Annotated in this window: 24 protein-coding genes; 21 read left to right on the forward strand and 3 right to left on the reverse strand. The window is 66.1% G+C overall.

What is annotated here, in order from left to right:
- The first annotated feature begins 393 nt into the window (after nucleotides 1–393).
- Nucleotides 394–2,535: an alpha/beta hydrolase domain-containing protein gene (locus GOQ09_RS04235; RefSeq protein WP_157612029.1), complete on the forward strand. Its 2,142-nt coding sequence runs from the start codon at nucleotides 394–396 to the stop codon at nucleotides 2,533–2,535.
- On the opposite strand, the gene GOQ09_RS04240 is transcribed toward GOQ09_RS04235, so the two are convergent.
- The gene (locus tag GOQ09_RS04240; RefSeq protein ID WP_157612030.1) at nucleotides 2,498–3,439 is read right to left on the reverse strand and encodes a LysR family transcriptional regulator; all 942 of its coding nucleotides are present in this window, start codon (nucleotides 3,437–3,439) and stop codon (nucleotides 2,498–2,500) included. The genes GOQ09_RS04235 and GOQ09_RS04240 overlap by 38 nt on opposite strands.
- A gap of 58 nt (nucleotides 3,440–3,497) precedes the next feature.
- Between GOQ09_RS04240 and GOQ09_RS04245 the strand changes: the two genes are divergently transcribed.
- The 9 genes from GOQ09_RS04245 to GOQ09_RS04280 all read left to right on the forward strand — a co-directional run bounded on the left by GOQ09_RS04245 (nucleotide 3,498) and on the right by GOQ09_RS04280 (nucleotide 10,190).
- Nucleotides 3,498–3,905, forward strand: coding sequence for a hypothetical protein (locus tag GOQ09_RS04245; protein WP_242630988.1), 408 nt, complete (start codon nucleotides 3,498–3,500; stop codon nucleotides 3,903–3,905).
- Nucleotides 3,906–3,930: 25 nt separating this feature from the next.
- On the forward strand, nucleotides 3,931–4,113 hold the full coding sequence (locus GOQ09_RS26270) for a DsbA family protein (RefSeq protein ID WP_242631160.1): 183 nt from the start codon (nucleotides 3,931–3,933) through the stop codon (nucleotides 4,111–4,113).
- A complete protein-coding gene (locus GOQ09_RS04250; RefSeq protein WP_242631106.1) occupies nucleotides 4,110–4,592 on the forward strand; it encodes a 2-hydroxychromene-2-carboxylate isomerase in 483 nt (160 codons plus the stop codon). Before GOQ09_RS26270 ends, GOQ09_RS04250 begins: the two co-directional genes overlap by 4 nt.
- 7 nt (nucleotides 4,593–4,599) lie before the next feature.
- Nucleotides 4,600–5,484 carry a diaminopimelate epimerase gene (gene dapF, locus GOQ09_RS04255; RefSeq protein ID WP_157612031.1) on the forward strand — a complete coding sequence of 295 codons (885 nt, stop codon included), beginning with the start codon at nucleotides 4,600–4,602 and terminating at the stop codon, nucleotides 5,482–5,484.
- On the forward strand, nucleotides 5,481–6,179 hold the full coding sequence (locus tag GOQ09_RS04260; RefSeq protein WP_157612032.1) for a DUF484 family protein: 699 nt from the start codon (nucleotides 5,481–5,483) through the stop codon (nucleotides 6,177–6,179). The genes dapF and GOQ09_RS04260 overlap by 4 nt, the downstream gene beginning before the upstream one ends.
- Nucleotides 6,180–6,205: 26 nt before the next feature.
- Complete coding sequence (locus tag GOQ09_RS04265) at nucleotides 6,206–6,811, forward strand: YdcF family protein (protein ID WP_157612033.1); 606 nt, start codon at nucleotides 6,206–6,208, stop codon at nucleotides 6,809–6,811.
- The gene (locus GOQ09_RS04270) at nucleotides 6,795–7,835 is read left to right on the forward strand and encodes a tyrosine recombinase XerC (protein WP_242630989.1); all 1,041 of its coding nucleotides are present in this window, start codon (nucleotides 6,795–6,797) and stop codon (nucleotides 7,833–7,835) included. The genes GOQ09_RS04265 and GOQ09_RS04270 overlap by 17 nt, the downstream gene beginning before the upstream one ends.
- Nucleotides 7,832–9,052: a class I SAM-dependent rRNA methyltransferase gene (locus GOQ09_RS04275; protein ID WP_157612034.1), complete on the forward strand. Its 1,221-nt coding sequence runs from the start codon at nucleotides 7,832–7,834 to the stop codon at nucleotides 9,050–9,052. Before GOQ09_RS04270 ends, GOQ09_RS04275 begins: the two co-directional genes overlap by 4 nt.
- 85 nt (nucleotides 9,053–9,137) lie before the next feature.
- Entirely contained in the window at nucleotides 9,138–10,190 is a 1,053-nt protein-coding gene (locus GOQ09_RS04280; RefSeq protein ID WP_157612035.1) for a CobW family GTP-binding protein, read from the forward strand.
- Between the two features lie 84 nt (nucleotides 10,191–10,274).
- Here GOQ09_RS04280 and GOQ09_RS04285 read toward each other — a convergent pair whose 3' ends face one another.
- Together GOQ09_RS04285 and GOQ09_RS26545 are read right to left on the reverse strand one after the other, a co-directional pair.
- A complete protein-coding gene (locus tag GOQ09_RS04285; protein ID WP_242630990.1) occupies nucleotides 10,275–11,747 on the reverse strand; it encodes a YdgA family protein in 1,473 nt (490 codons plus the stop codon).
- Between the two features lie 300 nt (nucleotides 11,748–12,047).
- A complete protein-coding gene (locus GOQ09_RS26545; RefSeq protein ID WP_157612036.1) occupies nucleotides 12,048–12,488 on the reverse strand; it encodes a hypothetical protein in 441 nt (146 codons plus the stop codon).
- Nucleotides 12,489–12,501: 13 nt separating this feature from the next.
- Between GOQ09_RS26545 and dksA the strand changes: the two genes are divergently transcribed.
- The 11 genes from dksA (at nucleotide 12,502) to mraY (ending at nucleotide 24,707) form a co-directional block, all read left to right on the forward strand.
- Entirely contained in the window at nucleotides 12,502–13,125 is a 624-nt protein-coding gene (gene dksA, locus GOQ09_RS26550) for an RNA polymerase-binding protein DksA (RefSeq protein WP_012746056.1), read from the forward strand.
- A gap of 44 nt (nucleotides 13,126–13,169) precedes the next feature.
- Nucleotides 13,170–14,852, forward strand: coding sequence for an STAS domain-containing protein (locus tag GOQ09_RS04300; protein ID WP_157612037.1), 1,683 nt, complete (start codon nucleotides 13,170–13,172; stop codon nucleotides 14,850–14,852).
- A 65-nt stretch (nucleotides 14,853–14,917) separates the two neighbouring features.
- Nucleotides 14,918–15,463, forward strand: a complete 546-nt coding sequence (hslV, locus tag GOQ09_RS04305; RefSeq protein ID WP_026283873.1) for an ATP-dependent protease subunit HslV — start codon at nucleotides 14,918–14,920, stop codon at nucleotides 15,461–15,463.
- A gap of 2 nt (nucleotides 15,464–15,465) precedes the next feature.
- The gene (gene hslU / locus GOQ09_RS04310) at nucleotides 15,466–16,794 is read left to right on the forward strand and encodes an ATP-dependent protease ATPase subunit HslU (RefSeq protein ID WP_157612038.1); all 1,329 of its coding nucleotides are present in this window, start codon (nucleotides 15,466–15,468) and stop codon (nucleotides 16,792–16,794) included.
- A gap of 268 nt (nucleotides 16,795–17,062) precedes the next feature.
- On the forward strand, nucleotides 17,063–17,491 hold the full coding sequence (mraZ, locus tag GOQ09_RS04315) for a division/cell wall cluster transcriptional repressor MraZ (RefSeq protein ID WP_126747920.1): 429 nt from the start codon (nucleotides 17,063–17,065) through the stop codon (nucleotides 17,489–17,491).
- Nucleotides 17,492–17,499: 8 nt separating this feature from the next.
- A complete protein-coding gene (gene rsmH / locus GOQ09_RS04320) occupies nucleotides 17,500–18,423 on the forward strand; it encodes a 16S rRNA (cytosine(1402)-N(4))-methyltransferase RsmH (RefSeq protein ID WP_157612039.1) in 924 nt (307 codons plus the stop codon).
- On the forward strand, nucleotides 18,420–18,770 hold the full coding sequence (gene ftsL / locus GOQ09_RS04325) for a cell division protein FtsL (protein ID WP_157612040.1): 351 nt from the start codon (nucleotides 18,420–18,422) through the stop codon (nucleotides 18,768–18,770). Before rsmH ends, ftsL begins: the two co-directional genes overlap by 4 nt.
- Complete coding sequence (locus GOQ09_RS04330) at nucleotides 18,767–20,515, forward strand: peptidoglycan D,D-transpeptidase FtsI family protein (RefSeq protein WP_157612041.1); 1,749 nt, start codon at nucleotides 18,767–18,769, stop codon at nucleotides 20,513–20,515. Before ftsL ends, GOQ09_RS04330 begins: the two co-directional genes overlap by 4 nt.
- A gap of 2 nt (nucleotides 20,516–20,517) precedes the next feature.
- On the forward strand, nucleotides 20,518–22,080 hold the full coding sequence (locus tag GOQ09_RS04335) for a UDP-N-acetylmuramoyl-L-alanyl-D-glutamate--2,6-diaminopimelate ligase (protein WP_157612042.1): 1,563 nt from the start codon (nucleotides 20,518–20,520) through the stop codon (nucleotides 22,078–22,080).
- An 8-nt stretch (nucleotides 22,081–22,088) separates the two neighbouring features.
- Nucleotides 22,089–23,513, forward strand: coding sequence for a UDP-N-acetylmuramoyl-tripeptide--D-alanyl-D-alanine ligase (locus GOQ09_RS04340; protein ID WP_157616581.1), 1,425 nt, complete (start codon nucleotides 22,089–22,091; stop codon nucleotides 23,511–23,513).
- Between the two features lie 15 nt (nucleotides 23,514–23,528).
- Entirely contained in the window at nucleotides 23,529–24,707 is a 1,179-nt protein-coding gene (gene mraY, locus GOQ09_RS04345; protein WP_126747925.1) for a phospho-N-acetylmuramoyl-pentapeptide-transferase, read from the forward strand.
- Nucleotides 24,708–24,714 lie beyond the last annotated feature (7 nt).

Genomic DNA, 24,714 nt, shown 5'->3' on the forward strand with positions numbered 1-24,714 from the left:
GTTAGCTCATTCTGCCCGGCACGCGTGCAGAGCCCGGGCCGGACGAATGCACGGTTCCCCCGCCGGACACGGGCTTATGGCGCCGGTACCACTTGAAAGCCATCCATGCCACCGTTGCGATCTTGATCAGCCTGAACATGACAACTCCTGCATTGACAAGCAAGCAGCGTGGCGAGGCGCTTCCGCTACGGCGCTACGTGCACGCCGCATATCGCCGTAGGCGGACATCTCGGGATGAAATCCAGGCCGGCTGCACCGCTGCCGGCCCGCTCCTTAACCACCGGTTAAGACCGGCTAAACAAGACGCGAATTGTCGGCCCGCCTGCGAATTGTGAGGATGCGAAGCGCTGAGACCAGCGCCGGATCTGCACAAGAAAAGAGACAGGAGACAGCATGCATCCCAACAGCCCGATCGGGCGCCAGTTGCGTCTGCACTGGTTCACGGCGGCGGCAGCCGCAGCAGCCATCGCTATTTCTGCCGCGCCCGCGAATGCCCGCGTCACCCGCATCGTGATCGACAGCGTCGCGCCCCTCGCGGGGCAGTCGATTCCCTATGAGCAGATTCGCGGCCGTGCCTTCGGTGAGCTCGACCCGAACGATCCGCACAACAGCGTCATTACCGACATCAAGCTGGGGGCAGACGCAGACGGCAAGGCGCGATACGAAACCACCTTCAATCTGGTGAAGCCGGTCGACATGAGCCGGGCGAGCGGTTTTCTGTGGCATGACGTGCCCAACCGGGGTGGCGCGGGCACCATTGTTGTGGACGAGCGCGAGCTGGGCGACATTGGCCTGCGCAGCGGCTGGCAGGCGGACAACGCGGGCAATACGGGGGTTCCCGTCAACCGGGCCGAGGGCACCAATCACTGGGTGGCGGTGCCCATTGCCAAGGTGAATGGCGTAGCTGTCACAGGCAAGGTGTTCGGACGCATCGTCAACCGCAGCGGCGCAGCCTCGCAGCCGCTGATGGTGCAAACCAACCCTGTGCCTTACCTTCCGGCCACGCTGGATACGACCAAGGCAACGCTGAAGACCCACACGAAGGAAACGGTCGATGGCGTCGTCACCGAAGAGACGGCCATTGCGGCGGGAGACTGGGCATTTGCCAGGTGCGACGCGGGTAATCCGTTTCCGGGGACGCCGATCGACATCGACCCGGCCAATGCGCCCGGCAACCTGCCGGTGCACATCTGCCTGCGCAACGGCTTCAGCGCCAATCTGCTGTACCAGGTGGTGTACCCGGCGCAAAACGCCTATGTGTTGGGCGTGGGCATGGCGGCGTTCCGCGATGTGGGCACCTTCTTTCGCTACGAGGCGGCCGACGATTTCGGCACGCGCAATCCGGTAGCTGGCCTGGTCAAGGGCACGGCGGTGCGGGGGGTGTCGCAGTCGGGAAACATGGTGCGGCAGTTCATCTTCATGGGCCTGAACCAAGACGAGCGCAACCGCAAGGTGTACGACGGGGCCTGGCCGATCATCGCGGGCCGCCGGGTGGCGGCCAACTCGCGCTGGGCACAGCCGGACGGCGTGCTGGAGCTCTACCAGCAGGGCAGCGAAGGCCCGCAGTGGTGGGTGGACTGGCCAGACCCGGTGCGCAAGCAACCGACCGGCAGCATCTTCTCCCGCTGCGAGACCAACGACACCTGCCCGAAGGTGATCGAGCATTTCGGGTCGGCCGAGGTGTACGCACTGAAGCTCACGCCCGAGTGGATCGGCACGGCGGGCGACGCGGACATACCGCTGCCGCGCAACGTACGGCGCTATTACGTGCCGAGCTCCCACCACGGTGGCGGCGCGGGCGGCTTCACGCACATGCCCGCGGCCACGGCTGCCACCGGCCCGAGCTGCCCCGGCAACAACTTCGGCCGCGGCACGTTGGCGGCAAATCCGGTGCCGCACACTGAAATTACCAACGTGCTGCGTCTGGCCATGCGCGACTGGGTGCTCAACGGAACGCCCCCGCCGCCCAGCCGCTGGCCCACGCTTGCGGGCAAGACGCTGGTCGACGCCAACAAGAAGGCGATGGGCTTTCCGAGTGGGGTGCCCGGCATTCCAGACTCGATCTTCCTGCCGGAGAACTTCGCGTTTCCGGTGTTCGACTACGACTGGGGACCGCAATTCAACCATGCGGAAGCCTCCGGCGTGCCCACCAATGTGCCGCCGGTCATCAAGAAGGTGATTCCGATGAAAGTGCCGAAGGTCGATGCCGACGGCAACGAGATCGACGGCGTTCCCACCGTGCTGGTGATGGCGCCGCTGGGCACCTACCTGGGGTTCAACATCACCGCAGAGGGCTTCCATCGAGGCCAGGTGTGCAACTACGTGGGCGGCTATGTGCCGTTTGCACGCACGCGTGCCGAGCGAACTGCCAGCGGCGACCCGCGCCTGTCGCTGGAGGAGCGTTACGGCAGCCATGAGGGCTACGTGGCCGCAGTGCGGGCCGCCGCCGAGAAGGCGTTTTCGCAGGGCTTTCTTCTGCCCGCGGACCGCGACCGCCTTATCCGGCAGGCTTCGGAGAGTGCCGTGCTCCGCTGAACCCAGCGGTGCTTTCTTCGATCATTTCGACCAGGGTGGCCGCCGGCGCGGAGAGTTCCACGCGGCTGCGCATGGCCAGCAGCAGCACGCGCTCCATCTCGATGCCTTCGAGGGTCACCTGCACAAGGCCCAGGGCCTGGGCGTAAAGCGCGGCGGCCGCGCGCGGCAAGATGGCGACGCCAAGCCCGAACGAGACCATGCGGCACATCGAATCGAAGCTGCGCACCTGTACCCGGATCCGTGGTGTGCGCTTGACCGCGTCGGCCGCCGCCATCACCTTGCGCGTGAGCGATGCGCTGCGTGCGAGGGTGACCAGGTCATGGTCGAGCACGTTCGCGATGGAGGCATTCTGCTGGCCGGCCAGCGCGTGGCCCGCCGGCACCAGCAGCACCAGCTGGTCGACATTGCAGACGATGGTTTCCAAGCCTTCATGCGGCACGTTGTCGCCAATCACCGCCAGCTCGGCCGTGCCCTTGAGCACGGCGCGAATGCCGTCTTCGCTCAAGGCGTCTTCCATGTCGATCACCACGTGCGGATAGCGCCGGGCGTACTCGGCCAGCACGCTGGGCAAAAAGCCGCCGAAAGCGGAGGGGTTGGCGCACAGCCGCAGGTGGCCGGTGGCGCCCGATTGAAGGTCGTCGACGGCCTGCACCAGCTGTTCGAGCCGCGCAATCACCTCGATGGCGTGCCGGTGCAGGGTCTGGCCTTCGGGCGTGGCGGTGACGCCGCGCTGTCCGCGCTGGAGTAGCGCCATGCCGCAATGCTGCTCAAGCTCGGTAATGCGCTTGCTTGCCGCCGGGAGTGAGACGCCGAATCGGTCCGCGCCCGCGGTCAGGCTTCCTCCATCGACGACCGCGACAAAAAGCCGCAGCGAGATGAGATCGAAACGATTCAGGTTGATCATTGCGGGTGGATTTGACCACCGCCGGCGATACGATCCGTTGAAAGAAGCGACACACACCATGCCCATGCCCATGCCCATGCCCATGCCCATGCCCATGCCTCAGCAAACCGGTTTCATCTCTTCCACGCGGGCGCGCGGCGCCATGGCGGCGGCCTTTTGCGCAGCAACGCTGTTCATTGCCGGCTGCCAGGCACAGCCTGAATTCCGCCCGCTCACCTCCGAGGCGCCGCCGCCGCCGAGTTTTGTGACCGTGCCTGCCGAAGAAGCCTGCCAGGCCGCGCAGGCACGCTACGCGCTCGGGCGGCCGCTCAATCCGCCGCTGCTCGAGGAAATGCGCACCCGCACCGGCTCCAAGTCGGCCCGCACCTCGGCGGCCGGCACGCCGCTGCCGGCGCCGGCCGATCCGGCACGGCTCAATGTCGACCTTGACCCGCAAGGCCTGGTGGTTGCCGCCCGCTGCGGCTGACGGATGCGGACCTAATAATTCGGCGATGACGACGAAGACGACAAACTCCCCGCCCATCGCGCTGGACTGCTACTACAGCCTTTCCTCGCCTTGGGCCTACCTGGGCGGGCCGCAGCTGCAAGACATCGTGCGCCGCCACCATGTGCGGCTCACGCTCAAGCCCTACGACTTTCAGGCGGTGGTCCGCAAACCGGGGGCATTCCGCTGAAGACCCGCCCCGAGCCGCGCCGCACGTACCACGCGCTCGAACTGGCGCGCTGGCGCGACTACCTGGGCATGCCGCTCAACCTGGAGCCGGCGTATTACCCCAAGGGCGCACCGGTCGATCCCAACTGGAACAAGTACCCGGGCTGGATGGTGATTGCCGCCCAGCTGAAGGGGCTGGACGCGCAGCCGCTCTCGCATGCGCTGCTGCGCGCGCTGTGGGCGGAAGAGCGCGACACCTCCGAAGCGGCGGTGCGCATTGCGGTGGCCGATGAAAACGGCTACGACGGCGCCTCGCTGCAGGCGCTGGAGCAAGCGGCCGAAACCCTCGCGATCTACCGCGCCAACAGCGCCGAGGCCATAGAAGCCGGCGTGTTCGGCGCGCCCACGTTCATCCTGAACGGCGAGCGGTTCTGGGGGCAAGACCGGCTGGCCTTTCTGGACCGGGCCCTGGACAAGCTGCGCCACGCCAGGGGCGGATAATCGCCGGATGCGAATCCGCTTTACCAAGATGCAGGGAGCCGGCAACGATTTTGTCGTGCTCGACGAAACCCGCGGCACGCTGGGCCTCACGGCCGCGCAATACCGCTTTCTGGCCGACCGTCACTTCGGCGTGGGTGCCGACCAGATCCTTACGGTGCGTCGCCCCTCCAAGGACGCGGGCGAGGGCATCGACTTTCAATACGTGATCCACAACGCCGACGGCGGCGAGGTGGAGCAGTGCGGCAACGGCGCACGCTGCTTCATGCGCTTTGTGCGGGAGCACCAGCTGACCGACAAGGACACGGTGCGCGTCGAAACGCTGGCCGGCATCATCGAGCCGCGCATGAGCGAAGACGGCCGCGTGACGGTGGACATGGGCCCGCCCATCTTCGAGCCGGCCCGCGTGCCCTTCGACACCGCGGGGCTCGACCCGCAGCCAACGGGTGCGTGGCACACCTGGCACCTGGCCCTGGGCACGCATGCCGATTCGGCCATTGTTTCGGTGGCGGTGCTGTCCATGGGCAACCCGCATGCGGTGCAGGTGGTCGACAACGTCGACACGGCGCCGGTGGAGCGGCAGGGCCCGCAAATCGAGCACCATCCGCGCTTTCCGCAGCGGGTAAATGCCGGCTTCATGCAGGTGGTCGACCGCACGAACGTGAAGCTGCGGGTGTTCGAGCGCGGCGCCGGCGAAACGCTGGCCTGCGGGACCGGCGCCTGCGCGGCGGTGGTGGCCGGCATCCGGCTGGGTTTGCTCGACAGCCGGGTCGACGTGCAAACGCACGGCGGCGTGCTCACTATCGGCTGGGAGGGCGAGGGCAACCCGGTGCTCATGACCGGGCCGGCCACCACGGTTTTCGAGGGAGACATCGAGGTGCCCGAGCTGCCATGACCAACTTCAGAAACAACAAAGACGACGCCATGAACCCGATCACCGAAGACGACATCGCCAACTACCTGGCGAACACGCCCGACTTTTTCGAGCGGCATGCACAGCTGCTGGCGCAGGTGCAGCTCACCAGCCCACACGGCAACCGCGCCGTGAGCCTGCAGGAGCGCCAGGCCGAGATGCTGCGCGAAAAGATCAAGGCGCTGGAGCATCGCCTGATGGACATGGTGCGCCACGGCACCGAGAACGTGGTCATTGCCGACCGCCTGCAGCGCTGGACCAAGGGCCTCTTGACCACGCGCGACCCGCGCAGCCTGCCGTACCGCATTGCGGTCGACCTGCAGTCGCTGTTCCTGGTGCCGCAAACCGCCATCAAGGTGTGGGATTGCGGAGCCGACTACCTGAACGAGGCCTACGCCCAGTGGGTGAGCGACGACGTGAAGGCTCTGGCCACCTCGCTCACTTCGCCTTACTGCGGGCTCAATTCGGGCTTCGAGGCGGCCAATTGGCTGCCCGAGCCGGCCGGCGCCATGTCGATTGCGCTGATTCCGCTGCGGCCCGATGCCGAATCGCCGGCCTTTGGCCTCCTGGTGCTGGCCTCGCCGGACGCACAGCGCTTCAACGCCGAAATGGGCACCGACTTTCTCGAGCGCATCGCCGAACTGGCCTCGGGCGCGCTGTCGCGGCTGCGGCCTTGAGCGGGCGGCACCGGTCCTGGCGGGCCGTGCGGCCCGTGCTGTGGACGGTGCTGCTTGGCGGACTGCTCGCGTACCTGGCCATTGCAGCCATCGTTTGGCGGCGCGCGGCCGAAACGCTCGACAACCCGCCCCGGCGCGCGGCCGATGCGGCGCTGATTCTCGGCAACCGCGCCTACCTGCGGGGCAAGCCCAACCCGTGCCTTACGGGCCGGGTCGACGCCGGCATTGCGCTGGCCAACGCTGGCCGCGTGAAGCAGCTGGTGCTCTCGGGCGGTGTCGACAAGGAAGACGGCCGCATCGAAGCCGAGGTCATGCAGCAGCATGCGCGCGCCCAAGGCTATGCCGGCCCGCTGCTGCTGGAGCCGGCTTCTACGTCCACCCGGCTGAACCTTGCGTTGTCGCGCCCCCTGCTGCAGGCGGCGGGCATTCGCAGCGTGATCGTGGTGTCGGAGCCTTACCACCTGTGGCGCGTGGAGCGGCTGGTGCGGGCTGCCGGTTTCGACAAGGACTTCGACGTTCAGTACGCCGCTGCCAGCACGCGCTGCTGGCAGCGCTGGGGCATGGTTTTCAAGGGCGCATTGCGCGAGCCTTTGGCTGTCGTGAACAATGCGTTCAATGGCTACCTCCACTGAGACGACCGACACGCGCTGGGTAGAAAAATACCTGGAGCATGTGCGCGTGGAGCGCCGGCTGGCGGCGCGCACGGTCGAGCTCTACGCCATTCACCTGCAGGCGCTCTCGGCCAATGCCGCCGAGGCCGGCCTTGCGCTGGACCGCGTGCAAACCGCGCACATCCGGCGCTGGATGGCGCAGCTGCACAGCGCCGGCCGCGAGCCGCGCGGCATTGCGCTGGTGCTTTCTTGCTGGCGCAGCTTCTACCGCTGGCTCGGCAACGAGGGGCTGGTGGGCTTCAACCCCGTGCAGGACGTGCATGCGCCCAAGGCCGCGCGGCCGCTGCCCAAGGCGCTGGCCGTGGACGACGCGGTGCGGCTTGCCGAAACCTACGACCCCGAGGCCGACCCCTGGACCGAGGCGCGCGACGGCGCCATCGTCGAAGTGCTTTACGGCTGCGGCCTGCGCGTGAGCGAACTCACCGGCCTGGATGCGCGCGCCAGCAACACGGCGCTCGGCTGGGTCGACCTGGACGCGATGGAAGCCAACGTGCTCGGCAAGGGCAGCAAGCGCCGCATCGTGCCCCTGGGCAGCAAGGCGGCCGAGGCGCTGCGCGACTGGCTCTCGGTGCGCGGCGATTGCCCGGCGCTGGCAACGGCCGGGCTGCGAGACCCGGCGGGCGCGGCGGCGCTCTTCATCAACAGCAAGGGCCTGCGGATGTCCTCGCACGCGGTGTGGAAGCTGCTGCGCGAGCGCAGCCTGAAGGCCGGCCTTGCGGCGCCGGTGCATCCGCACATGCTGCGGCATTCGTTTGCGAGCCACGTGCTCCAGTCGAGCAGCGACCTGCGAGCTGTGCAGGAGCTGCTGGGCCACGCCAACATTGCCACCACGCAGATCTATACCCGGCTGGATTTTCAGCACCTGGCCAAGGCCTATGACGCAGCTCACCCGCGCGCGCATGCCCGGCCCGAGAGCACGGATACACAGGCACGCGCCAAAGCAAGTGCGCGGGCCAAGCCCAAAAAAGACGACACCCACAAATGAAAACCCTCCGCCTCAAGCCCGGCAAAGAGCGCTCGCTGCAGCGCCGCCATCCCTGGATCTTCGAATCCGCCATTGCACGTGGCGGTGCCGATTCGGGCGAAACGGTGCGCGTCGAATCGCATGACGGCGCCTTCCTGGCGTGGGCGGCGTTCAGCCCAGTTTCCAAGATTCGCGCGCGGGCCTGGAGCTTTGTCGAAACGCGGCGCATCGATGCCGCCTTTCTGGCCTCGGTATGCGCCCGCGCCGTGGCCGCCAGAGGCCTTTTCGACCTGCAGAGCGACGGTGTACGGCTGATCCACGGCGAGGCCGACGGGCTGCCGGGCCTCATCGTCGACCGCTACGGAGACACGCTGGTGGCGCAGTTCCTCTCAGCTGGCGTCGAGCGCTGGAAGGCCGCCATCGCCGACGCGCTGCTCGAGGCGACCGGCCTGCACAAGCTCTACGAGCGTTCAGACGCCAGCGGGCGCGAGCGCGAGGGCCTGAAGCCCGTCACGGGCTGGCTGCGCGGGGAGAGCGCCACCGAAATGACGATTCGCGAGCATGGCTGGAAGCTGTCGCTCGACATTGCGACGGGCCACAAGACCGGCTTCTACCTCGACCAGCGCGACAGCCGCCAGCGCTTCGCCGAGCTGGCGCAGCACCGGCGCTTCAGGCGCGTGCTCAACTGCTTTTGCTATACCGGCGGCTTTACCGTGGCGGCGCTTGCGGGCCTGCAGGCGGCGGGGGCGATGGAAGGCGCGGAGCTGGTGTCGGTCGATTCGTCTCAGCCGGCGCTCGAAAAGGCGCGGGCCAACCTGGTGCTGAACGGCTTCGGCGGCGAGGGCTCGGGCGTGAAGGCCGAGTTTCTGGACGCCAACGTCAACACCGTGCTGCGCGAATTCATCGAGCAGGGCCGCACCTTCGACGCCATCGTGCTCGACCCGCCCAAGTTCGCACCCACCGCGGCCCATGCCGATCGCGCGGCCCGCGCGTACAAGGACATCAACCGCCTTGCGCTCAAGCTGCTGGAGCCCGGCGGCGTGCTGCTGACTTTTTCATGCTCCGGCGGCATCAGCGCCGATCTTTTTCACAAGATCGTGGCTTCGGCGGGTATCGACGCCCAAGTAGACGGTTACATCAGCGAACGCCTGGGCGCGGCGCCCGACCACCCGATGACCATCGAGTTTCCCGAGGGCGAATACCTCAAGGGCCTGGTGGTGGTGAAAAAGCCGGCTTGACCCCGCGCCAACGCAACTGAGTGGCATTGGCTAAACTGCCTCTCCAGTTTTTCTTCTTCCCAGTTTTCCGCCTTCGGAGCACACCATGGCCCTTATTCCCGCCACCATCCTCACCGGCTTTCTAGGCTCGGGCAAGACCACGCTGCTCAAGCGCATCCTGACGGAGGCCCACGGCCAGAAGATCGCGGTGATCGAGAACGAGTTCGGCGAAGAGAACATCGACAGCGACATTCTCGTGACCGAATCGAAAGAGCAGATCGTGCAGATGAGCAACGGTTGCGTCTGCTGCACCATTCGCGAAGACCTGCGCGAAGCCCTGCAGCTGCTGGCCGCCAAGAAGCGCCAAGGCCTGCTCGACTTCGACCGCGTGGTGATCGAGACCACCGGCCTGGCCGACCCCGGCCCCGTGGCGCAGACCTTCTTCATGGACGACGAAATTGCCGAGAGCTATTTGCTCGACTCGATCCTGACGCTGGTCGATGCCAAGCATGCGCCGCAGCAGCTCAACGACCGCCAGGAAGCGCGCCGCCAAGTGGGTTTTGCCGACCAGATCTTCATCAGCAAGAGCGAGCTGGTGTCGGCCGAGGAAACCGAGGCGCTGATTCACCGCCTGAAGCACATGAACCCGCGCGCGCCTCAGCAAAAGGCGCATTTCGGCGATGTGCCGCTGAAAGACATCTTCGACCTGCGCGGCTTCAACCTGAACGCCAAGCTCGACATCGATCCGGACTTCCTGAAGGAAGACGACCACGACCATCACGACCATGACCACGCGCATGGCGAGCATTGCGACCACCCCTCGCACAAGCACGAAGGGCACGGCCACCATCACCACACCGACGACGACGTGAAGAGCTTCGTCTACAAGGCCGACCGTCCCTTCGATCCGGCCAAGCTCGAGGATTTTCTGGGCGCCATCGTCAACATCTACGGCCCGCGCATGCTGCGCTACAAGGGTGTGTTGAGCATGAAGGGCACCGAGCGCAAGGTGATTTTCCAGGGCGTGCACCAGCTGATGGGCAGCGACCTGGGCCCCGAGTGGGGCAAGGACGAAGCGCGCCAGAGCCGCATGGTGTTCATCGGCATCGAGCTGCCGCGCGAAATCCTGGAGCAGGGGCTCGAGCAGTGCCTGGTGTGACAGCGCGCTGACGGCACTGAGGCCACCCAAATAAAAAAGGCGCTGCCCCGAGGGGCCAGCGCCTTTTTTAGCTTTAGCCGAGGCTTACTTGCCGGCCATGCCGCCCAGCGGCTTGCCATTGACCTTCAGGTTGCCTTCGCTGTATTCGACCTGGCTCGTGATGTCGGTGCCGTCGCGCTTGACGAAGCCCATGCCTTCGCCTTGCTCGACCAGCCCGGCCACCATTTCGGGCGGCGGCAGCTGGCCGCTTTCGGCGCCGGTGGCGGCAACCTGCTCCAGCCATTGCATCGGCAGCCGCACGCTGGCCTTGAGCACGCCGCGCTTCATCAGGAGCGCCATGCCGGGTTCCTTCAGGTCTTCGTCGGTCACGCCGACCAAGCCGGCCGTGTAGCTGATTTCGCCGCGCTTGCCACCGATTTCGACCAGCATCTTGTCCAGTCCGAGTTCGGGGTTGTACTTGGCCATGGCCTTGAGGTCGGGGGCGAGCTGCTCCATCAGCGCCTGCATGGCGGCCTGGGAGGCCTTGCTGCCGCCCTTGCCGCAGCCGTTGATGGCGGCCGACTGCATCCAAGCGTCGGCCAGCTTCTTGTAGCCGGCCGCGTGAATGCGGCGTCCGCCGCTGGTCATCTCGAACTTGTCGATCTTCGTTTCGCCGACCTTGCCGGTGCCCTTGATGGTGCCGATCGATTCGTAGAGCCCGTCCTTGATGTTGGCATCGGCAATCATGTCGATGTTCTGCAGCAGCACGGCGGGCAGGGGCTTGCCGCTGCCGCTGGCGCCCAGGCCCTTGGGCGCCGAGAACTCGAAGCTGTCGAGCCGGGCTTCGGTCTTGCCCGTGGCCAGGATCCAGCCTTCGCTCTTGTTCATGTCGGCCGTGCCGGCGAGCTTGCCCATTTTCAGGGTCACGCCGGTGCGCGTGTCGGTCAGGTCCAGGCCGGGCATTGCCAGGCTGTAGTTCACCTGGGTACGGGCGCCGTTCATCTCGGCGCGCATTTGCGCGCCTTGCCAGGCGAACTGTCCCTTGCCTTCTTCAGCCAGCTTGATCGGCGCCACGGCCAGGTCGGTTGCGTACCCGCCGTTGAACGCTACCTTGGTGTGGGCGGTCAGGGGCTTGGCCTTGCCGAAGAGCTTTTCTGCTTCGGCCTGGGCCTTCACGTCGAGCACCAGTTCGCTGTCGATGGTGGCCGCGGCCAGCGTGCCGCCGGCAATCGGGCCATGGCGAATGGTGTCGCGCACCGTAATGCGCACGGGCTTGAACGGCGTGCTCTCGGCTTCGGCTTCTTCGTCGTCCTCTTCGTCAGGCTTGGCGACGGCGGGCACCTGCGCGGCGGCCGTATCGGCGGCGCAACCGAACTCGAAAGTCACGGTGCTGACCGCACCGAAGAATCCGCTTTCGTATTTGCGATCGATCACGCGCACCAGCGCGGTCTGCTTCGGCAACTCCTCCAGGGCGGCTTCGTAGCTGGACTTGACTTTGGAGCCCGCCCACCAGGTGCTGCCACCATAGGCAACCGCGACGGCTGCGGCCAGCGTGCCCAAAACTGCTTTTTTGCTCAAGATTTCTTCTCTTTTGTATGAATGATCGGATCGACCCGCAGGGCCCGATGGGCTCGGCAGGTCTTGTTGCCCCCTCCGGCAACGCCGGGGATGCTAACGGACGTAAGCGGTTTGCAGGTACATCTCCCTTCTGTTTTGAGTTCTCTATACAATCGCGCGCCTGTTCCGGCAGCCACGCTTTCGTTTTAAGAGCGAGATGTGGCCTACGGCAGGGGGCGCCGCAAGTTTCCGGCGGGCTTTCGGGGGTATAACCCCGGGGTTCGTCGCTGCGAGCACTCCGACAATGTGGAGCCCGGGGCCTCAACCCCGCAGTGGTTCCCTTGGGAGGAGACACCCAGTGAAAGCGCGTTCCAGTTCGTTCAAGGAGCCAGTCACCGTGAAGAAACCCGCCGCCAAGGCAATGCCAGCAACCAAGTCCGCCGCCACCAAAGCGGTGGCTGCAAAGCCGGCTGTACCCGCGGCAAAAAAGATTTCTTCCGCTGCAAAAGCTCCGGCCACGAAAGAAAAAAGCGCTCCAAAGAAGCCAGCAACGCCAACGGCCAAGGCCGCGACCGTTGCAAAGAAGCCCGTCAAGCCTGCAAAGTCTGCTGCGCCGCCGGAGGCATCCGCCCCGGCCAGGAGTGCAACCAAAACTGCAGATGCGGGTCTACCGCCATCCAAAACTGTCGGCCGCACTGCTGCCGTTACTTCTGCCCCTCCGATACCAATGAAAAAAACGGCTGCCGCCTCTTCTTCCGCCACGGCGACACCTTCGATGCCCGCACAGACCGCCGCACCCGCTCCCGCGCGAGGTGGCCGCGTGTCCCGGCTGTCGCAGCTGACCGTGCCTTCCATGCCGCAATCGGTGGCTTCCACCGCTGCCAAGTCTTCCTTCTCGCAGGCACCCTCCAACGCGCTGGTGCCGCCGCCCCCCGTGGCGGTCAAGAAAGACCCGAAGCTCGCCAACAACTGGAAAGCCAAGTCGGCTGCCGAGTTGACCGACGCCGAGGTCATCGCCATGCCCGACTCCGAGTACATGAACGAAAAGCAGATGGCGTTCTTCCGCCTGAAGCTGGTCGAACTCAAGCGCGGCATTCTCGAAAACGCCGGTGAAACCACCGAGCACCTGCGCGAAGACACCGTGGTGGTGCCCGATCCGGCCGACCGCGCCACCATCGAGGAAGAGCACGCGCTCGAGTTGCGCACGCGCGACCGCGAACGCAAGCTGCTCAAGAAGATCGAGCAATCGATCCAGCGCATCGATGCGGGCGACTACGGCTACTGCGACGAAACCGGCGAACCTATCGGCGTCGGCCGCCTGCTGGCTCGCCCCACGGCCACGCTGTCGCTCGAAGCGCAGCAGCGCCGCGAACTCAAGCAGAAGATGTTCGGGGATTGAGCGGAAAGATCACAAGAGCCCAGTTCGCCGCGAAATTCCTGTAGATGGCTAAGGAAGAAACGGGCCGCCTCCTTTCCAAGGTGGCGAAGTTCGTCCGCAATCCGCTGAAGGATTGGTCGGAGCTGAATGCGGCCGCCGATTCCACGCTGCCCGACCAGGCCTACAGCCGGGAAATGCTCAAGGAGATGATCGAGCGGCGCCAGCGCAACGACTTTGTGCGCCGGCGCGAGTTCGACATGCTCCGCAAGCTGCGGCAACGCGAAGCGGCCGCCCATGCGTTCGAAGGAACGGTCACGCCGTCGTCCTTCAACCTGAACACCACCACGGAGAAGTCCGAAGGGCGCGCACTCACGCTCAAGAAGATCGACGAGATCGAGGAGCAGATGTCGCAGCAGTGGTGGAAGGGCCGCGGCCCCAATGGCGAGGTGCTGGCGAATGCGCCGCCCGAGGCCGGCGCCGAGACGCTGCCCCCGCCGATGGACGAGGCCGAGGTGGCCAGCTTGCTCGCGGCGCCCACTTTCAGGGCTGCGCCGGCCGCTGCCCCCGTGGCGGAGGTTCCGGTTCCGGCCCCCGCGGCCGCTCCCATTCCGGCCAGCGCGGCGGTCGACGACACGTCGCTGCTCACGGCGCGGCTCGCGCGGGACAGCGCGCTCGAAGAGGCCGTGATCCGTTTCGCGCATGGCGACGACACTGGTGCCGAAGCCATTCTTCTGCAGGCGCTGGCGTCAGAAAGTGCCGGCGCCGAGGGCGACCACGCCGCCGCCGAGCGCGACGAGACGCGCTGGCGCGCCTTGTTCGACCTGTACCGCGCCACCGGCGACGCCACCCGTTTTGCCGCCGCCCGCATGCGCTACGCGCAGCGCATGAAGCGCATGGGCCCCGACTGGTTGCCGCTCGACGAACTGGCGCGCGACGTGCAGGCCGTAGCCGCCAGCGAGCACGCTGAGCTGGCCTCGGCGGCTGCCGATTGGACCAGCCCCGCACGGCTGTCGCGCGACGGGCTGGTGAACCTCACGCGTGCGTTGTCGCAGGCCGGCCCGATTTGGACGCTCGACTGGCGCGCGTTGGCCGCCGTCGAGGCCGATGCCGCCTCCCCATTGCGCGTGCTGTTCACCCACTGGGCGAATTCGCCGGTCAAGCTGCGCTTCATCGGATCGGCAAAACTGCTTGCCGTGCTGGCCGAGGCAACGCCCAACAACGAGCGCGGCACCGATGACGTGTGGTGGCAGCTGCACCTGGCAACGCTGCGCATGATGAACCTGCCGGACGACTTCGAGCTGGTGGCGCTCAATTACTGCATCACCTACGAGGTGTCGCCGCCGGCCTGGCAAGACCCCAACGGCGAATGCACCACGATCGAGGCTCCGGAGGGGAGCCGCTCGGGTTCCGGCTCCGTGTGGTCGCTGTTGTCCGCCAACGGCGAATCGGACAGCTTTCCTTCCACGGACAGCGGCTTTGCCGCCTTGGCCGGCGACCTTCGCGGCGAGTCGCATTCGAGCCTGCAGCGGCTGGATGTCGACCTGCGCAACACCACCGCGCCGGTTATCTCATGTGCGGCGCTGCTGCGCATGGACCTTGCTGCCGCCGGCACGCTGCTGAGCTGGGTGCGTGCGCGCGACGCCCAGGGCGAGCGGGTCCAGTTCGTGGACGCCCACCGCCTGATTGCGGCGCTGTTTGACCTGGTCGGCATTGCCGATCACGCCACGGTAGCAGTTCGCAAGAACTAGCCCCGGGCGCGGCGAGTTGGCGCGCACGGGGTTGCATTGCCCCGGGGCGTCCCCAGATGGCTTCGATGGAACAGTTTCACGGCACCACCATCGTGAGCGTGCGCCGCAAGACCCCCCAGGGCGACCAAGTCGCCATCGGCGGGGACGGGCAGGTCACTCTCGGCAATATCGTCATCAAGGGCACGGCGCGCAAGGTGCGGCGGCTCTATCACGGCAAGGTGCTGGCTGGCTTCGCCGGCGCCACGGCCGACGCCTTCACGCTCTTCGAGCGCTTCGAGGCCAAGCTCGAAAAGCACCAGGGCCACCTGACCCGCGCCGCGGTCGAACTCACCAAAGACTGGCGTACCGACCGCGTGCTGCGCAAGCTGGAGGCCATGTTGGCCGTGGCTGATGCCACCACTTCGCTCATCATCACCGGCAACGGCGACGTACTCGAGCCCGAAGACGGCGTGATTGCCATCGGCTCAGGCGGTGCGTATGCGCAGTCGGCCGCCAAGGCGCTGATCGACAACACGGACCTGACGGCTGAGCAAATTGTGCGCAAATCTCTCGCGATAGCCGGCGAAATCTGCATTTACACGAACATGAACCACACGGTGGAAGCGCTCTGACCATGTCCATGACCCCGCAGGAAATCGTTTCCGAGCTCGACAATCACATCGTCGGGCAGCCGGCCGCCAAGCGCGCCGTGGCCATTGCGCTGCGCAACCGCTGGCGCCGCCAGCAGGTTGAAGAAAAGCTTCGCACCGAGATCACGCCGAAGAACATCCTCATGATCGGGCCCACGGGTGTGGGCAAGACCGAAATTGCGCGCCGGCTCGCGCGGCTGGCCGATGCGCCTTTCATCAAGGTCGAGGCCACCAAGTTCACCGAGGTGGGCTATGTGGGCAAGGACGTCGATTCGATCATTCGCGACCTGGCCGAGATTGCCGTCAAGCAGACGCGCGAAGCCGAGAGCGCCAAGGTGCGCGCCCGCGCGGAAGACGCCGCCGAGGAGCGCATTCTCGACGTGCTGCTGCCGCCCGCGCGCAGCAGCGACGGCGCCACGCCGGCGCTGGACGGCCCCAATCCCACCCGGCAGGCCTTCCGCAAGAAGCTGCGTGAGCACCAGCTCGACGACAAGGAGATCGAGCTCGATCTCGCCGAGACCCGCGCCCCGCTCGAGATCATGGGCCCGGCGGGCATGGAGGAAATGACCGAGCAGCTGCGCGGCATGTTCGGCCAACTGGGCGGCGGCAAGCGCAAGACGCGCAAGCTCAAGATCGCCGAGGCCATGCGCCTGCTGATCGACGAAGAGGCGGCCAAGCTGGTCAACGAAGACGAAATTCGCACCCAGGCCATCACCAATGCCGAGCAGAACGGCATTGTCTTCATCGACGAGATCGACAAGGTTGCCACCCGCAGCGAAGCCCAGGGCTCGGACGTGTCGCGCCAGGGTGTGCAGCGCGACCTGCTGCCGCTGGTCGAAGGCACGGCCGTGACCACCAAGTACGGCGTGGTGCGCACCGACCACATGCTCTTCATTGCAAGCGGTGCCTTTCACCTGAGCAAGCCGAGCGACCTGATTCCCGAGCTGCAGGGGCGCTTTCCGATCCGCGTCGAGCTGCAGTCGCTCTCGGTGGCGGACTTCGAAAACATCCTCACCCAGACGCGCGCTTCGCTCGTCAAGCAATACCAGGCGCTGCTTGCCACCGAAGGCGTGACGCTGGAGTTCACGCCAGAGGGTGTCAATCGCCTGGCAGCCATTGCATTCGAAGTGAACGAGCGCACCGAGAACATCGGCGCACGCCGTTTGTCGACCGTGATGGAGCGGCTGCTCGATGAGGTAAGCTTCGATGCCACCCGCATCGGCGGACAGACCATCCGCATCGATGCCGCTTACGTCGACGAGCGCCTTGCGGCACTAAGTCACGACGAAGACCTTTCGCGCTTCATCCTCTGAAGCCCCTTTGCAGCCCCTGTTACGGGGTTGCGCTTCACGCATTACATTCACTGCGTGAGCTAAGTACTTCTTTTTCAACGAAATTCGCCGATTTCCAAGTTTGGAAATCAGCGCTAAGTCGTTGATTCCATTACAAAAAATACCACCAACGACCAGTTGCGCCTGAAGTGTTTCCTGCTACAGTGCAAAAAAGTGCAGTTAAGTGGGAAAAAGTGCGGATGGTGCCCCTTTCGGGTGCCGCGGCATTCCCAACACAAAGGTCCTGGTCGTGTTTCAAGGCGCTTCATCGCTCAGTCTCGATGCCAAGGGGCGGCTCTCCGTGCCGACCCGGCATCGTGACGTCCTGAGCGCGACGGCGAACGGCCAGCTCACCATCACCAAGCACCCGCACGGGTGCCTCATGGTGTTCCCCCGTCCCGAGTGGGAGAAATTCCGCGAGCGCATCGCCGCATTGCCGATGTCGGCACAGTGGTGGAAGCGCGTTTTCCTCGGCAACGCCATGGACGTCGAGATGGACGGCACCGGCCGCATCCTCGTGTCGCCCGAACTGCGTGCGGCCACCGGCATCACGCGCGAGACGCTGTTGTTGGGCATGGGCAATCACTTCGAGCTCTGGGACAAGGCCACCTACGAGGCCAAGGAGGCCGAGGCCACCCAGGGCGAGATGCCCGATGTGTTTCAGGACTTCGCGTTCTGAGGGCTTGTGTGAACACTCCATGGATTCATACAACCGTGATGCTGAACGAAGCGGTGGAAGCCCTTCTTTCCGGCAGCACCGCGGCGACCGGCACCTACGTGGACGCGACGTTCGGGCGCGGAGGGCATTCGCGCGCCATTCTCGCGAGGCTGGCTCCGGAAGGCAGGCTGATCGCATTCGACAAGGATGCGGAAGCGGTGGCCGAAGCAGCGCGCATCTCGGATGCGCGTTTTTCCATCCGGCACCAGGGATTCCGTTCGCTGGGTGAATTGCCCGATGCCAGCGTGGCGGGTGTGCTGATGGACCTGGGCGTGAGTTCGCCGCAAATCGACAACCCGGTGCGCGGTTTCAGTTTTCGTTTCGACGGCCCGCTCGACATGCGCATGGACACCACGCGCGGCGAGAGCGTGGCCGAATGGCTGGCAACGGCCGAACTTCAGCAGATTGCAGAGGTGATCCGTGACTATGGCGAAGAACGGTTTGCTGTTCAGATTGCAAAGGCGATTGTTGCTCGCAGACAAGAACGGGGCGCAATTTCAACCACCACCGAACTGGCCGAGCTCGTGGCTGGCACGGTCAAAACCCGCGAGCAGGGCCAGAACCCTGCAACGCGCACATTTCAGGCTTTTCGGATTTTCATCAACGCCGAGCTTGAAGAGCTGCAACAGGCGCTAGACGCGAGCCTTTCGGTGCTGCAGCCCGGCGGCCGGCTCGCGGTGATCAGCTTTCACTCGCTGGAAGACCGCATCGTGAAGCAGTTCATCGCCAAGCACTCCAAGGAGGTGTACGACCGTCGCGCGCCTTTCGCGGCGCCCAAGGTGATGAAGCTGCGCGCGCTCGAGCGCATCAAGCCGTCCGACGCGGAAGTGCGCGGCAACCCGCGCTCTCGCAGCGCCATCCTGCGCGTGGCCGAACGCACCGAGGCGGCATGACGCGCCTCAACCTGCTCCTGCTGCTGGCCGTCATTTCGACGGCGCTGTACCTCGTGCACACGCAGTACCTGTCGCGCCAGCTGTACACCGAGCTCGACCGTTCGCAGCAGGAAGCGCGCCGCCTCGAGCTCGACCACGATCGGCTGCAAGTGGAAAAGCGCGCGCAGGCCACGCCGCTGCGCGTGGAAAAGCTCGCCAAGGAGCAGCTCCAGATGCGCACCACCACGCCGGCCATCACGCAATATGTGCGGCCCGACGGCACCGTGATTCCGGCCGTGGTGGCTCCGCCGCCCGCGCCGCCGGCCGCCCCCGCGCCAAAGCCCACCGCAGCGAGGCCCCAGCGATGAGCCGCCGCAGCGTTCGCTACACCACCAGCCCCTTGCTCGCGAGCAAGACGCCGGTCTGGCGCAGCAAGTTCATCGTGGCCGGCATTGCGCTCGGCTTTGTCGTGCTGGCGGGCCGGGCCGCCTACGTGCAGGTCTTCAACAACAGCTTCTTCCAGCGGCAAGGCGAAGTGCGCTTTGCGCGCACGCTGGAGTTGCCGGCCAACCGCGGGCGCATCCTCGATCGCAACGGGCTCATCCTGGCTTCCAGCGTGGTGGCGCCCAGCATCTGGGCCATTCCGGAAGACATCGAACGCGATGACCCCGAGGTGCGCGCCAAACTCAAGCAAGTGGCCAAGCTGCTCGAGATGCCGCAGAAGGAGTTCGACAAGAAGCTCGAGGACGAGGACAAGACCTTCGTCTGGATCAAGCGGCAGGTCGACGAACCCATTGCCAAGCAGATTGCCGCACTCAACCTCAAGGGCATCTACCAGCGCAAGGAATACAAGCGCCAATACCCCGAAGGCGAGGCCGCCGCGCACGTGGTGGGCTTCACCAATGTCGAAGACAACGGGCAGGAAGGCATCGAGCTTTCCTTTAACAAGGAGCTGGCCGGCAAGGCCGGCTCGCGCCGCGTCATCAAGGATCGCCTGGGCCGCGTGGTCGAGGGCGTGGGCGAGCAGGTGCCGCCGGTCGACGGCAAGGACATCCAGCTCAGCGTTGACAGCAAGGTGCAGTTCTTCGCCTATCAAAAGCTGCGCGATGCCGTAACGGCACGCAAGGCCAAGGCCGGCAGCGTGGTGGTGCTCGACGCCGTGACCGGCGAGGTGCTGGCGCTGGCCAACTACCCGAGCTACGTGCCCGACAAGCGGCAGAACCTCACCGGCGAGCAGTTGCGCAACCGCGCACTCACCGACACCTTCGAGCCCGGCTCGACCATGAAGCCGATCACCGTGGCCATGGCGCTGGAGGCCGGCCGCGTGAAGCCGTCCACGCTCATCGAAACCTCGCCCGGCCGCTACCAGATGGGCGGCTTCACCATCAGCGACACGCACAACTACGGCACGCTCACGGTCGAAGGCGTGATCCAGAAGTCGAGCAACGTCGGCGCGCTGAAGATCGCGCAGAAGATGTCTCCGCACGAAATGTGGGACACCTACACCGCGCTCGGCTACGGCCAGAAGCCGCAGATCCAGTTTCCGGGCGCGGTGACTGGGCGGCTGCGCCCCTGGAAGACCTGGAAGCCGGTCGAGCAAGCCACCATGGCCTACGGCTACGGGCTGTCGGCGTCGCTGTTTCAAATGGCGCATTCGTACACAGCCTTCGCGCACGATGGCGCGATCATTCCGGTCACCATTCTCAAGAGCAGCGAGCCGCCTGTCGGCGTGCGGGTGTTTTCGCCCTCGAACGCTCTGGCGGTGCGCAAGATGCTGCAGATGGCCGCAGGGCCGGGCGGCACCGGCACGCGCGCACAGACCATCGGCTACTCGGTCGGCGGCAAGTCGGGCACGGCGCACAAGCAGGTTGGCAAAGGTTACGCAAGCAACAAATATCGCGCGTGGTTCACAGGCATGGCGCCCATCGAAAAGCCGCGCATCATCGTCGGCGTGATGATCGACGAGCCGAGCGACGGCCAATACTTCGGCGGCGTGGCCGCCGCGCCTGTTTTCAGCGAAGTCGTGCAGCAGACCCTGCGCATGATGAACGTTGCGCCCGACCTCGCGGTCAAACCCTTGGTGGTGACGCAAGGCGTCGACGAGAGCTTCTGAGCATGCTGACACTCACTTCCCCTCAGCTCGCCGCGCTCTGGCTCCAGGAGCGCGTGCAGGGTGCGCTGCATGCGGACAGCCGGCCGGTCGGCGCTGGCGACGGCTTCATTGCATGGCCCGGCGCCGCAACCGACGGGCGCAAGCACGTGGCGGCTGCACTGGCGCAGGGTGCTGCGGCCTGCCTGGTCGAGCACGAAGGCGTGGAAGCTTTCGGCTTCGACCAGGGCGAATTCAGCGACCGCATTGCAAGCTACCCGGGCCTGAAGGCCGCGACTGGCCCGATCGCTTCCGCCTTCTACGGCAACCCGTCGGCCGCGCTCGAACTGCTGGCCGTCACCGGCACCAACGGCAAGACCTCCACCGCGTGGTGGCTGGCCGAAGCGCTTTCCACCTTGACCGTGCCCGGCGGTGTTCGCACCTTGCGGATCGACGGCAGCGCCGAGCGCAGCGTGCCGTCGCCCTGCGCGGTCATGGGCACGCTGGGCATCGGCGTGCCGCCGGCGCTCACCTACACCGGCCTCACCACACCTGACCCGGTGATGATGCAGCGCGAACTGCGCGCGCTGGTCGAGCGCGGCTTCGGCGCCTGCGCCATCGAGGCCTCGTCCATCGGCATTGCCGAACGGCGGCTCGACGGCGCGCGTATTGCGGTGGCCGTGTTCACCAACTTCACGCAGGATCACCTCGACTACCACGGCAGCATGGAGGCCTACTGGCAAGCCAAGGCCGAGCTGTTCCGCTGGCCCGCATTGCGTGCCGCGGTCATCAACATCGACGACGTCCACGGCGCCACCCTGTGCGCCAACCTGATCGAAGCCGGCGTCGGCGCGCTCGACGTCTGGACTGTTTCGGCCGCGGGCTCGCCGGCGCGGCTCATGGCGCGCGACGTGGGCTACGACGCGCAGGGGCTTCAGTTCTCGGTGGCCGAGCACGGCACCGATGCGGTGGAGCGCATCTCGACCGGACTGATCGGCCAGTACAACGTGGCCAACCTGCTGGGCGTGCTGGGCACGCTGCGCGCGCTGGGTCTTACGCTCTCGGAGGCTGTGGCGGCGTGCGCCAGCCTCGGCAGCGTGCCGGGTCGCATGGAGCGGGTGGGTGCCGGTGTGGGCGCGCCGCTGGCGGTGGTCGACTACGCCCATACGCCCGACGCTCTCGACAAGGCACTGGCCGGCCTGCGCCCGCTCGCGCAGCAGCGCGGCGGTGCGCTCTGGTGCCTCTTCGGCTGCGGCGGCGACCGCGACCCGATCAAGCGGCCGATGATGGCGGCCGTGGCCGAGCGCCAGGCCGACCGCGTGATCGTGACCAGCGACAACCCGCGCAGCGAAAACCCCGACGCGATCATCAGCCAGGTGCTGCTCGGTCTCTCGCGCCCCGAAGCGGCCCAGGTGCAGCCCGACCGCGCGGCCGCCATTGCCGACGCCATTGCACAGGCTGCGCCGCAAGACGTGGTGCTCATCGCCGGCAAGGGCCATGAAGCCTGGCAGGAGATTGCCGGCCAGCGCATTCCGTTCTCCGACCGTATCCACGCGCAGGACGCGCTCGCCCAGCGAGGTGCCGCATGAGCGAGCCGATGATGCTCACGCTGGCCCAGGCGCAGCAGTGGATTCCCGGCTCGCGCCTGGTGGGCGACCCTGGAACCGCGATTGCCCGCGTTCACACCGACACCCGCACGCTGTCGCAGGGCGACCTGTTCGTGGCGCTCAAGGGCGAGCGCTTCGACGCCAATGAATTTTTGGCCGACGCCAAGGCGCACGGTGCCGTGGCCGCCATTGCGCACCATGGCCTGGAGGATGCCGGCCTGGCCGGCCTCGAGGTGCCCGATTCGCTCGCCGCACTCGGTGCGCTGGGCGCACGCTGGCGCGCGCAGTTCGACCTGCCGCTCATTGCCGTCACGGGCAGCAACGGCAAGACCACCGTCACGCAAATGATCGCGGCCATCCTGGTCGCCTTCAGGGCCGACCGCGCCCTGGCGACGGCCGGCAACTTCAACAACGAGATCGGCGTGCCGCTGACGCTGCTTCGCCTGCGGGCCAAACACCAGCATGCGGTGGTCGAGCTGGGCATGAACCACCCGGGCGAGATTGCGCGCCTGGCCGCCATCGCGCGCCCGACCATTGCGCTGGTGAACAACGCCCAGCGCGAACACCTCGAGTTCATGGCCACCGTCGATGCGGTGGCGCGCGAGAACGGCGCCGTGTTTTCCTTCTTGCCGGAGGGCGGCACCGCCGTGTTCCCGCATGCCGACGAGTTCACGCCGCTGTGGAACGACATGGCACGTGACGGCGCATCGCCCCGGTGCATGACCTTCGGCGAGCAGCCGGACGCCGATATCTCGCTGGTCCGCGCGGACTGGGGGAAGGGCGCCTGGCAGGTCGGCATTCGCACGCCGCTGGGCGACTTCGATGCGAGCCTGCACATTGCGGGCCGGCACAACGTCGTCAATGCGCTCGCGGCTACCGCGTGTGCGCTTGCAGCAGGCGTATCGCTCGAAACCATTGCCGCGGGTCTCACCAAATTCGAACCGGTGAAGGGCCGCTCCAAGGCGAGCGAGGTCGTGCTGCCTGGTGGGCATTCGGTCACGCTCGTGGACGACACCTACAACGCCAACCCCGATTCCGTGCGCGCCGCCATCGACGTGCTCGCGGCGCTGCCCGGCCCGCGCCTGCTGGTGCTGGGCGACATGGGCGAAGTGGGCGACCACGCACTCGAATTTCACACCGAGGTCGGCGACTGGGCGCGGCAGCGCGGCATCGAGGCGGTGTACGCGCTGGGTGCCGAAACGGCGCACAGCGTTGCCGCATTCGGCGATGGAAGCAGCGGCAACGATGGGCGGCACTTCGCCGAGATCGATGCGCTCAACGCTGCCGTGCTCGCGCGGCTGCCGCAGGTCGGGAGCGTGCTGGTCAAGGGCTCGCGCTTCATGAAGATGGAGCGGGTGGTGCAGGCCATCGAGCAATCACGACAACAACAAAAGGAGGCCGGTCATGACGCATGAGCCGCGCAAGACAACATGCTGATGAGCCTGGCCCAGTGGCTGCAAACTCTCTCGCCCGAATTCGGTTTTTTGCGCGTTTTTCAGTACCTCACATTCCGTGCGCTGATGGCGTCGCTGACGGCGCTGGTGGTCGGTCTGGTCGCCGGTCCGTATGTGATCCGCCGCCTGGCCGCGCTCAAGATCGGCCAGCCGGTGCGTGGCTACGGCATGGAAACGCACCTGACCAAGAGCGGCACACCCACCATGGGCGGCGTGCTGGTGCTGTTTGCCATCGCCTTTGCCACGCTGCTGTGGTTCGACCTGTCGAACCGCTTTGTCTGGATCGTGCTGTGGGTGACGATGGGCTTCGGTGCCATCGGCTGGGTCGACGACTGGCGCAAGGTAGTGCGCAAGGACCCGGAAGGCATGCGCTCGCGCGAAAAGTATTTCTGGCAGTCGGTGGTCGGCCTGATCGCCGGCTTCTACTTGCTCTTCAGCATTTCGGAAAGCTCCAACTGGCGCGTGCTGCAGCTGTTCTTCGCCTGGGTGCAGTCGGGCTTCGATCTCGACTTTCCGCCGAAGATCAATCTGCTGGTGCCCTTCTTCAAGGAAGTGAGCTATCCGCTCGGCGGCATCGGCTTTGTGGTGCTGACCTACCTGGTGATCGTGGGCGCAAGCAATGCCGTCAACCTGACCGACGGCTTGGACGGCCTGGCGATCATGCCGGTGGTGATGGTCGGTTCGGCGCTGGGCGTGTTTGCCTACGTGACCGGCAGCGCGGTGTATTCCAAGTACCTGCTGTTCCCCAACATTCCAGGATCGGGCGAGCTGCTGGTGTTCTGCTCGGCCATGGCTGGCGCGGGCCTGGCGTTCCTCTGGTTCAACACCCATCCGGCGCAGGTCTTCATGGGCGACGTGGGCGCGCTGGCGCTCGGCGGCGCGCTGGGCACCATTGCCGTCATCGTGCGCCAGGAGATCGTGTTCTTCATCATGGGTGGCATCTTCGTGGTCGAGGCGATCTCGGTCATGGCGCAGGTCATGTACTTCAAGTACACCAAGAAGCGCTACGGCGAGGGCCGGCGCGTGCTCAAGATGGCGCCGCTGCACCATCACTTCGAGAAGAGCGGCTGGCGCGAGACGCAGGTCGTGGTGCGCTTCTGGATCATCACGATGCTGCTGTGCCTCGTGGGTCTTTCAACGCTGAAGCTGCGGTAACGGGCAC

It is taken from the genome of Variovorax paradoxus, from assembly GCF_009755665.1.
GTDB lineage: Bacteria > Pseudomonadota > Gammaproteobacteria > Burkholderiales > Burkholderiaceae_C > Variovorax > Variovorax paradoxus_G.

What these genes read in the sequence shown, in the direction of transcription:
- GOQ09_RS04240 (WP_157612030.1), bottom strand. Translation starts at nt 3,439, where the DNA reads ATGATCAACCTGAATCGTTTCGATCTCATCTCGCTGCGGCTTTTTGTC.
- GOQ09_RS04300 (WP_157612037.1), top strand. Translation starts at nt 13,170, where the DNA reads ATGGCTAAGGAAGAAACGGGCCGCCTCCTTTCCAAGGTGGCGAAGTTC.
- GOQ09_RS04340 (WP_157616581.1), top strand. Translation starts at nt 22,089, where the DNA reads ATGATGCTCACGCTGGCCCAGGCGCAGCAGTGGATTCCCGGCTCGCGC.
- mraY (WP_126747925.1), top strand. Translation starts at nt 23,529, where the DNA reads ATGCTGATGAGCCTGGCCCAGTGGCTGCAAACTCTCTCGCCCGAATTC.
- GOQ09_RS04270 (WP_242630989.1), top strand. Translation starts at nt 6,795, where the DNA reads ATGGCTACCTCCACTGAGACGACCGACACGCGCTGGGTAGAAAAATAC.
- dksA (WP_012746056.1), top strand. Translation starts at nt 12,502, where the DNA reads ATGCCCGCACAGACCGCCGCACCCGCTCCCGCGCGAGGTGGCCGCGTG.
- GOQ09_RS04275 (WP_157612034.1), top strand. Translation starts at nt 7,832, where the DNA reads ATGAAAACCCTCCGCCTCAAGCCCGGCAAAGAGCGCTCGCTGCAGCGC.
- GOQ09_RS26270 (WP_242631160.1), top strand. Translation starts at nt 3,931, where the DNA reads ATGACGACGAAGACGACAAACTCCCCGCCCATCGCGCTGGACTGCTAC.
- hslU (WP_157612038.1), top strand. Translation starts at nt 15,466, where the DNA reads ATGTCCATGACCCCGCAGGAAATCGTTTCCGAGCTCGACAATCACATC.
- dapF (WP_157612031.1), top strand. Translation starts at nt 4,600, where the DNA reads ATGCGAATCCGCTTTACCAAGATGCAGGGAGCCGGCAACGATTTTGTC.
- hslV (WP_026283873.1), top strand. Translation starts at nt 14,918, where the DNA reads ATGGAACAGTTTCACGGCACCACCATCGTGAGCGTGCGCCGCAAGACC.
- GOQ09_RS04280 (WP_157612035.1), top strand. Translation starts at nt 9,138, where the DNA reads ATGGCCCTTATTCCCGCCACCATCCTCACCGGCTTTCTAGGCTCGGGC.
- ftsL (WP_157612040.1), top strand. Translation starts at nt 18,420, where the DNA reads ATGACGCGCCTCAACCTGCTCCTGCTGCTGGCCGTCATTTCGACGGCG.
- GOQ09_RS04235 (WP_157612029.1), top strand. Translation starts at nt 394, where the DNA reads ATGCATCCCAACAGCCCGATCGGGCGCCAGTTGCGTCTGCACTGGTTC.
- GOQ09_RS04245 (WP_242630988.1), top strand. Translation starts at nt 3,498, where the DNA reads ATGCCCATGCCCATGCCCATGCCCATGCCCATGCCCATGCCTCAGCAA.
- GOQ09_RS04335 (WP_157612042.1), top strand. Translation starts at nt 20,518, where the DNA reads ATGCTGACACTCACTTCCCCTCAGCTCGCCGCGCTCTGGCTCCAGGAG.
- GOQ09_RS04330 (WP_157612041.1), top strand. Translation starts at nt 18,767, where the DNA reads ATGAGCCGCCGCAGCGTTCGCTACACCACCAGCCCCTTGCTCGCGAGC.
- GOQ09_RS04260 (WP_157612032.1), top strand. Translation starts at nt 5,481, where the DNA reads ATGACCAACTTCAGAAACAACAAAGACGACGCCATGAACCCGATCACC.